This is a genomic window from Nocardia sp. NPDC003693 (assembly GCF_053981095.1).
The window spans coordinates 20,669-28,757 of sequence record NZ_JBSFNO010000067.1 but is presented as its reverse complement, the minus strand read 5'-3'; the positions used below and the strand labels follow the sequence as shown (position 1 = coordinate 28,757).

General features: G+C 69.6%; 8 protein-coding genes. 4 read left to right on the top strand and 4 right to left on the bottom strand.

The window, feature by feature from the left end; translation table 11 throughout:
- From kdpB to ACWDOP_RS38065, 4 genes are all read right to left on the bottom strand, one after another.
- Positions 1-1,746: potassium-transporting ATPase subunit KdpB (gene kdpB, locus ACWDOP_RS38080; RefSeq protein ID WP_456348955.1), on the bottom strand; the 1,746-nt coding region annotated here is incomplete at its 3' end.
- 1 nt (position 1,747) lies between these two features.
- Positions 1,748-3,418: a potassium-transporting ATPase subunit KdpA gene (kdpA, locus tag ACWDOP_RS38075; protein ID WP_456348954.1), complete on the bottom strand. Its 1,671-nt coding sequence runs from the start codon at positions 3,416-3,418 to the stop codon at positions 1,748-1,750.
- Positions 3,419-3,505 (bottom strand): K(+)-transporting ATPase subunit F, encoded by an 87-nt coding sequence (gene kdpF, locus ACWDOP_RS38070; protein ID WP_454206118.1) that lies wholly within the window; start codon positions 3,503-3,505, stop codon positions 3,419-3,421.
- A complete protein-coding gene (locus ACWDOP_RS38065) occupies positions 3,502-3,639 on the bottom strand; it encodes a hypothetical protein (protein ID WP_454205984.1) in 138 nt (45 codons plus the stop codon). Before ACWDOP_RS38065 ends, kdpF begins: the two co-directional genes overlap by 4 nt.
- 186 nt (positions 3,640-3,825) lie before the next feature.
- Between ACWDOP_RS38065 and ACWDOP_RS38060 the strand changes: the two genes are divergently transcribed.
- The 4 genes from ACWDOP_RS38060 (at position 3,826) to ACWDOP_RS38045 (ending at position 8,053) form a co-directional block, all read left to right on the top strand.
- On the top strand, positions 3,826-4,533 hold the full coding sequence (locus ACWDOP_RS38060) for a hypothetical protein (RefSeq protein ID WP_456348953.1): 708 nt from the start codon (positions 3,826-3,828) through the stop codon (positions 4,531-4,533).
- A 111-nt stretch (positions 4,534-4,644) separates the two neighbouring features.
- Positions 4,645-4,797: a hypothetical protein gene (locus ACWDOP_RS38055; protein ID WP_454205988.1), complete on the top strand. Its 153-nt coding sequence runs from the start codon at positions 4,645-4,647 to the stop codon at positions 4,795-4,797.
- On the top strand, positions 4,794-7,355 hold the full coding sequence (locus ACWDOP_RS38050; protein WP_456348952.1) for an ATP-binding protein: 2,562 nt from the start codon (positions 4,794-4,796) through the stop codon (positions 7,353-7,355). Before ACWDOP_RS38055 ends, ACWDOP_RS38050 begins: the two co-directional genes overlap by 4 nt.
- On the top strand, positions 7,352-8,053 hold the full coding sequence (locus ACWDOP_RS38045) for a response regulator (RefSeq protein ID WP_456348951.1): 702 nt from the start codon (positions 7,352-7,354) through the stop codon (positions 8,051-8,053). The genes ACWDOP_RS38050 and ACWDOP_RS38045 overlap by 4 nt, the downstream gene beginning before the upstream one ends.
- Positions 8,054-8,089: the final 36 nt, after the last annotated feature.

Here is an 8,089-nt window from a genome sequence, read left to right as displayed (position 1 = left end):
CGCGGCTGAGCAACTCGCGCTGATCGGGGTTGTCCGACAACCACTCCAGGGCGTGCGCGGTGAGCGCGGCCCAGGACGTGAAGGCCCGGGTGTGGCAGCGCCGGTCATGGCGACCAGCCGGCCACCGGCCTGCTCCTGCTTGATCAGCGCCAGCTTGTCCTCCGGCGTGGCCTCGGCGAGGAAGTCGTCCACGCCCGCCTCGTCGGCGATCGCCTTGGCGGTCAGGGGATTGTCGCCGGTGATCATGACGGTGCGGATGCCCATGCGGCGCATCTCGTCGAACCGTTCGCGCATGCCCTGCTTGACCACATCCTTGAGGTGGATGACGCCGAGCAGTCTGGCGGTGCCGTCCTTGATCTCGGCGACCACCAGCGGCGTGCCGCCCGAGGCCGAGATACCGTCGACAGCCTGCCCGAGTTCGGCCGGAACCGAACCGTCGTGCAGGCGCACCCATTCGGTCACCGCACCGGCCGCGCCCTTGCGCAGCTGATGCTTGCCGGCCAGGTCCACACCCGACATGCGGGTCTGGGCGGTGAATTCCACCCAGGTGGCCCCGGTCAGCTCACCGGGGGTGCGCTCGCGCTTGTTGTACGCGGTCTTGGCGTACACCACGATCGAGCGGCCCTCGGGCGTCTCGTCGGCGAGGCTGGAAAGCTGTGCCGCGTCGGCGATCTCGTCCTCGCTCACGCCCGGCATGGCCACGAAGGCCGACGCCTGGCGATTGCCCAGGGTGATGGTGCCGGTCTTGTCCAGCAGCAGGGTGTTCACATCGCCCGCGGCCTCGACCGCGCGGCCGGACATGGCGAGCACGTTGCGCTGCACCAGCCGGTCCATACCGGCGATGCCGATGGCCGACAGCAGCGCGCCGATGGTGGTCGGGATCAGGCACACCAGCAGCGAGACCATGACGATGCCGCCGATGCCGTTGCCGTCGATGGCGATGCTGTCCGGCACGCCGGGCAGGCTCGTCTTGGAGTAGATGGCCAGCGGCTGCAGGGTGACCACGGCGAACACGAAGATGATCGTGAGCGCCGCGAGCAGGATGTTCAGCGCGATCTCGTTCGGCGTCTTCTGCCGGCTCGCGCCCTCCACGAGCGCGATCATCTTGTCGATGAAGCTCCTGCCCGGCTCCTGGGTGATCTTGACGACCACGCGGTCGGACAGCACGGTGGTGCCGCCGGTGACCGCGGAACGGTCGCCGCCGGACTCCCGGATCACCGGCGCGGATTCGCCGGTGATGGCCGATTCGTCCACCGAGGCAATGCCTTCCACGACGTCGCCGTCGCCCGGGATGACCTGACCGGCCTCCACGACCACGAAGTCACCGCGTTGCAGATCGACAGCGGCCACCCGCTCCTCGACCACCCGCGCGCCCGGCGACCAGTTCGCCAGCCTGCGCGCGACGGTGTCGGTCTTGGCCTTGCGCAGGGTGTCGGCCTGCGCCTTGCCCCGGCCCTCGGCGACGGCCTCGGCGAGATTGGCGAAAAGCACCGTCGCCCAGAGCCATACGACGATGGCCCAGCCGAAGAAGGACGGGTCGGCGATGGCCAGAGCCGTGGAGTACGCCGCGCCGATCTCGACGATCAGCATGACGGGATTGCGCCACAGGGTGCGCGGATCCAGTTTGCGGAAGGCGTCCGGCAACGACTTCAGCAGCAACTGCGGATCGAACAGTCCGCTGGAGACCCGTCCCTGGGGTGGTTCGGCCGCGGCCGTCGTTCCCGGTTCGATAGTGGGAGCAGACATGTCAGTGGATTCCTTCGGCGAGCGGCCCGAGCGCGAGCGCGGGCAGGAAGGTCAGGGCGACCAGGATGAGGGTCACGCCGACGACCATGCCCACGAACTGCGGCCGATGGGTCGGGAGCGTGCCGATCGATTCGGGGGTCGTGCCCTGCTGTGCCAGCGAACCGGCCAGTGCGAGAACGAAGATGATCGGCAGGAAGCGGCCGAACACCATGGCCAGTCCGAGCGCGGTGTTGTACCACTCGGTATTGCCGGACAGGCCGGCGAAGGCCGAACCGTTGTTGTTGGCGGCGGAGGTGAAGGCGTAGAGCACTTCCGAGAGCCCGTGCGGTCCGGAGTTGGCCATACTCGCCCGTTGCCCCGGCATGGCCATGGCAACGGCGGTGCCGACCAGCACGAGGAGCGGGCTGATCAGGAAGTAGCTCGCGGCCAGTTTGATCTCGCGCGGGGTGATCTTCTTGCCCAGGTACTCCGGGGTGCGGCCGACCATGAGCCCGGCGACGAAGACCGTGATGATCGCCAGGATCAGCATCCCGTACAGACCCGAGCCGGTGCCGCCCGGCGCGACCTCGCCGAGCTGCATGTTGAACATGGTCATCATGCCGCCGAGGCTCGTGTACGAGTCGTGGAACGAGTCCACCGCGCCGGTGGAGGTCAGCGTCGTCGCCGCGGCGAAGGTCGCCGAATTCGATACGCCGAAGCGGGTTTCCACGCCCTCGAGCGAGGATCCGACGGCGGTGGGCACGGTGCCGTGGTGCTGCAGCTGGAACAGGTTGGTCAGAAGCGTGCTGCCCAGGGCGATGGCGCCCATGACCGCCACGATCGCGAAGCCCTGCTTCGTGCTGCCGACCATGCGACCGAAGGTGCGCGGCAGCGAGAAGGAGATCACCAGCAGCAGGAAGATCTCCAGCCAGTTGGTCCAGGAGTTCGGGTTCTCGAACGGATGCGCGGAGTTCGCGTTGTAGAAGCCGCCGCCGTTGGTGCCGAGTTCCTTGATGACCTCCTGGCTCGCGACCGGTCCGCCCGGAATGGTCTGTGACCCACCGGCGATGGTCGATGCCACCTCGTCGTGCAATTGGAAGTTCTGGATCACGCCGCCGGCGACGAGCACGATCGCGAACACGAAGGCGAGCGGCAGCAGAATCCGGATGGTTCCCCTCACAAGATCCACCCAGAAGTTGCCGAGATCGCCGGTGTGCCTGCGGGCGAAGCCGCGCACGAGCGCCATGGCGACGGCGATGCCGACCGCCGAGGAGACGAAGTTCTGCACCGCGAGTCCGGCCATCTGCACCAGGTGGCCCTGGGTCGATTCACCGGAGTAGTTCTGCCAGTTGGTGTTGGTGACGAAGCTGACCGCGGTGTTCCAGGCCAGCGCCGGGGTCATCTCGGTGGCCGGGTCGTTCAGGTGCAGCGGCAGTGTGCCCTGGAGCAACTGGAAGAAGAACAGGAACAGGATGCTCACCGCGGAGAAGGCGAGCACGCTGCGCGCGTAGACGGCCCAGGTCTGCTCGACGCCGGGCTGTACGCCGATGAGGCGGTAGATGCCGCGCTCGGCTCGGGAATGCTCGGTGCCGCTGTACACCCGGCACATGTAATCGCCCAGCGGCACGTGTACCAGGGCCAGCGCGAGGACCAGGGTCGCCGCGAAGACGATCCCCGCTGTTGTCGTGCTCACTCAGAACCTTTCCGGGAACAGCAGCGCCGCGATCAGGAAGACGGCGATGCCGACGGCCAGAACGAGACCGATGACGTTCTGCGTCACAGCCGTTCCACCCCGCGCTGGATCAGGCCGAGCAGGGCGAAGATCGCCACGGTCAGCACGGTGAACACCACGACGGACATGTTCGAAACCTCTCTCTGGATGCCGCGATCACGAGCCGCGACCGAGTGAGTCAAACCGCTGCCGTGCGCCCGGACGAGGTCCTTGACGACTTCTTTGCGGTGCGGATCACGGCCTTGACGCTCCGTTTACAGGTTTGCCCGGAGTGTCGGGGGGAACTGTCGAGTCCCGGCGTGAAACCGTAAGGAAACCGTCAGGACCAGGCTCGCGATCCGGCGCGAGCCGTGACCGAAGGGACCGCGATGTTCGAACGCGCTGTACAGAAGTCCATGGAATTGGCGGTCCGCGGCGGTACAGGCATACAGGTTCCGCTGGCGGCCAAGTACGTCGACAGGCTGCGCCGCAAGCATCCGAGCCGGTCCCCCGAGGAGATCGAGCAGGGACTGCGCTGGCGGTACCTCGCCCTGGTCACCACCAGCGGCACGCTCGCCGGGCTGAGCGCGGCGGTCCCGGGGGTCGGCACCCTGGTCGGACTGGCGGTCAGCGGTGTGGAATCGGTGTTCTTCCTGGAGGCTTCCGCGCTGTACGCGGCCTCGGTGGGCGCGGTGCACGGCATGGACAAGCTGCAGCCCAAGCAGCGCCGCACACTCGTGGTCGGCGTCGTCCTGGGCGAGGGCGGGGCGGAGATGCTCGGCAAGAGCGCGAGCCAATCCGCCCGGGACTGGGCCTCGACCGTGGCCGACAAGCTCCCGATCGTGCGCAACATCGACAACGCCATGGCGCGCCGGTTCATCGCCGGATTCATCATCAAGCGCGGTGTGCTGATGTTCGGCAAGGTGCTGCCCGCCGGCATCGGCGCGGTGATCGGGGGCGTCGGCAATCACGCACTCGGCCGGGCCGTTATCGCCAACGGGCGCAAGACCTTCGGGCCCGCCCCCGCGAACTGGACCGAGGCCACCCTGCTCGCCCCGGCCGGATCGATACCGTCAACATCGGGCGCGCGCCCGTAAAGAAACCGTCAGGACGTCCGTCCGCGGGCCGCGCGCCGGTAAACAGGGAGAACCCGCCCGAGTCCGGACATCGGCTCGGCTGGGCCGAACGGAACCATTCGAGGAGACACTGTGCCGGACATCGCTTACGCAATGCTGGTGATATTCGGTTTTCTGAGCGTCGCGCTGATGCTGCGCGTCCTGGCCACGACCGGGCCGCGCCCCGCGCGCGTACGCCCGGCCCGCCCGGAACTACCCGCGCACCGCGCCACGCCGGACAAGTGAAGCGCGGCCAACTCCGCATCTATCTCGGCGCGGCGCCGGGGGTGGGCAAGACCTTCGCGATGCTCTCCGAAGCACATCGGCGCCTCGAACGCGGGCGCGACGTGGTGGCCGCGGTCGTGGAGACGCACGGCAGGTCCAAGACCGCGGAACTGCTCGAGGGCATCGAGCGAATCCCGCCCCGGCTGATCGAGTATCGCGGCGCGGCCATGCCGGAGCTGGACGTGCCCGCGGTGCTGCGCCGCGCGCCCGCGGTCGTGCTGGTGGACGAACTCGCGCACACCAACGTGCCCGGCAGCAAGAACGAGAAGCGCTGGCAGGACGTCCAGGAGTTGCTCGACGCCGGAATAGACGTGGTGTCCACGGTCAACGTGCAGCATCTCGAGAGCCTCAACGACGTGGTCGAGCAGATCACCGGGGTGGTGCAGCGCGAGACCGTGCCGGACCGGGTGGTGCGCGGCGCCGATCAGGTCGAACTGGTCGACATCACCCCGGAAGCCCTGCGGCGCAGGCTCTCCCACGGCAACGTGTACGCGGCCACCAAGGTCGACGCGGCGCTGCGGAACTACTTCCGGCCCGGCAACCTGACCGCGCTGCGCGAACTGGCGCTGCTGTGGCTGGCCGACCAGGTCGACGCGGCGCTCGCCAAATACCGTGCGGACCACCGGATCACCGATATCTGGGAGGCGCGCGAACGCCTCGTGGTCGCGGTGACCGGCGGCCCCGAATCCGAGACGCTGGTCCGGCGCGCGAGCCGGATCGCGGCCAAATCCAGCGCGGAACTGGTTGTCGTGCACGTGGTCCGGGGCGACGGCCTGGCCGGGGTCTCCCCGCAGCGGCTCACCCGGCTGCGCGACCTGGCGACCGGCCTGGACACCGCGCTGCACACCGTCACCGGTGACGACGTGCCCGGGGCGCTGCTGGACTTCGCCCGCCAGATCAACGCCACCCAGCTGGTGCTGGGCACCTCGCGGCGCTCGCGCTGGGCCCGCGCCCTGGACGAGGGCATCGGGGCCCGGGTGGTACAGCGGTCGGGAAAGATCGACGTGCACATGGTCACCCACGAGGAGGCCGCGCGGGGCCTGCGCCTGCGCCCGCCCACCCGCCGCGAGGGCGCGCTCAGCGCCTGGATCGCGGCGATCGGCGTGCCGTGGATCATCTGCGGCGTCACCGCGCTGTGGCTCGATCGCTGGCTGGCCCTGGGCGGGGAGAGCGCGGTGTTCTTCATCGGCGTCGTCGCGGTGGCGCTGTTCGGCGGCATCGCCCCCGCGGTGCTGTCCGCCCTGCTGTCCGGGCTGCTGCTGAACTGGTTCTTCACCACGCCGCGGCACAGTCTCACCGTCGCCGAACTCGACAACTTCCTGACCATCGTGGTGCTGCTCGTGGTCGCGGTCGCGGTCTCCGCGCTGGTCGACGTGGCGGCAAAACGAAGCCGGGAGGCGCGCAAGGCTTCCCGCCAGGCCGAGCTGCTGACGCTGTTCGCGGGCTCGGTGCTACGCGGGGCGGATCTGCCCGCGCTGCTGGAACGGGTGCGCGAGACCTTCCGGCAGGACGCGGTCAGCCTGATCGAGGACGCGGGGGCCGAGCACGAGGCCGAGGCCCGCGAACCGGGCACGGACGCGCGCGACGGGTTCGAACCGTGGATCGTGGCCTCGGTGGGCGAGAATCCCCCGCGCGTCGCGACCGCCGGCGAGACCGTGGTGGAGGCGGGCGACGACACGCACCGGCTGCTGCTGCGCGGGCGCCCGGTCACCGCGGGCGATCGGCTCGTGCTCGGCGCGGTCGCCGACCAGGCGGCGGGACTGGTGCAGCGCCAGCGCCTGCAGGCCGAAGCCGGTGCGGCGCAGGCGGTTCTGGAGGCGGACAAGCTGCGCCGCGCGCTGCTCTCGGCGGTCAGTCATGATCTGCGCACCCCGCTGGCCGCGGCCAAGGCGTCGGTGTCGAGCCTGCGCAGCCACGACGTGGAGTTCTCGCCCGAGGACACCGCCGAACTCCTCGAGACCATCGAGGAATCGGTGGATCAGCTCACGACCCTGGTCGGCAACCTGCTCGACTCCTCGCGCCTGGCCGCCGGGGTGGTGCGGCCGCAGCTGCGCCGGGTCTACCTGGACGAGGTCGTGCACCACGCGCTCATGGGTATGGGCACGCGCGGCCTGCGGCGCACGGCGATGCGGCGCGTCGAGGTCGCCGTGGACTCGGTGTGCGTGCGCGCCGACGCCGGGCTGCTGGAGCGGGTGCTGGCCAATCTCATCGACAACGCCGTGCGGTACTCCCCCGCCGCCGCGCCCGTGCGGGTGGTCGCCGAGCGCACCGGGCGGCGGGTCGCGATCACCGTGTCCGACAACGGGCCCGGCGTGCCCAGCGGTATGGAGGACCAGCTCTTCGAGCCGTTCCAGCGGCTCGGCGATCGCGACAATTCCACCGGCGTCGGACTCGGCCTGTCGGTGGTGCGCGGTTTCGTGGACGCCATGGGCGGCGCCGTGCACGCCGAACCCACCCCCGGCGGCGGTCTGACCATGGTCATCGACCTGGCCGCCTGTGACGAACAGGAGAACGAGTGACGAACGCGGCGCCCGCGCCGACCAAGGTCCTGGTGGTCGACGACGAACCACAGATCCTGCGCGCACTGCGGATCAACCTGTCGGTGCGCGGGTACGAGGTCACCACCGCCGCCACCGGCGCGGCGGCCCTGCGCGCGGCCGCGGAGAAGCACCCGGACGTGGTGATCCTGGACCTGGGCCTGCCCGATATGGACGGCATCGAGGTGCTGGCGGGGTTGCGGGGCTGGTCGAGTACCCCGGTGATCGTGCTCTCGGCCCGCACCGATTCCTCCGACAAGGTGGAGGCCCTGGACGCGGGCGCGGACGACTACGTCACCAAGCCCTTCGGCATGGACGAGCTGCTGGCGCGGCTGCGCGCGGCGGTCCGGCGCTCGGCCACCGGCACCGACGCGGTCGAGCCGATCGTCGAAACCGCCTCCTTCACGGTCGATCTCGCCGCGAAGAAGGTCACCAAGGCGGGCCGCGACGTGCACCTGACCCCCACCGAATGGGGCATGCTCGAGATGCTGGTGCGCAATCGCGGCAAGCTGGTGGGCCGGCGCGAGATCCTGCGCGAGGTCTGGGGGCCGTCCTACGCCACCGAGACGCACTACCTGCGCGTGTATCTCGCGCAGTTGCGGCGCAAGCTCGAGGACGACCCGTCGCAGCCCAAACATCTGCTGACCGAGGCGGGCATGGGGTACCGGTTCCAGCCCTGAGGCCGAATGCGCTGCTGCGCCAACGCTTGTGCGCTA

Excerpts from the sequence above, each read along its gene's own strand:
- ACWDOP_RS38060 (WP_456348953.1), top strand. The coding sequence starts at position 3,826 with ATGTTCGAACGCGCTGTACAGAAGTCCATGGAATTGGCGGTCCGCGGC.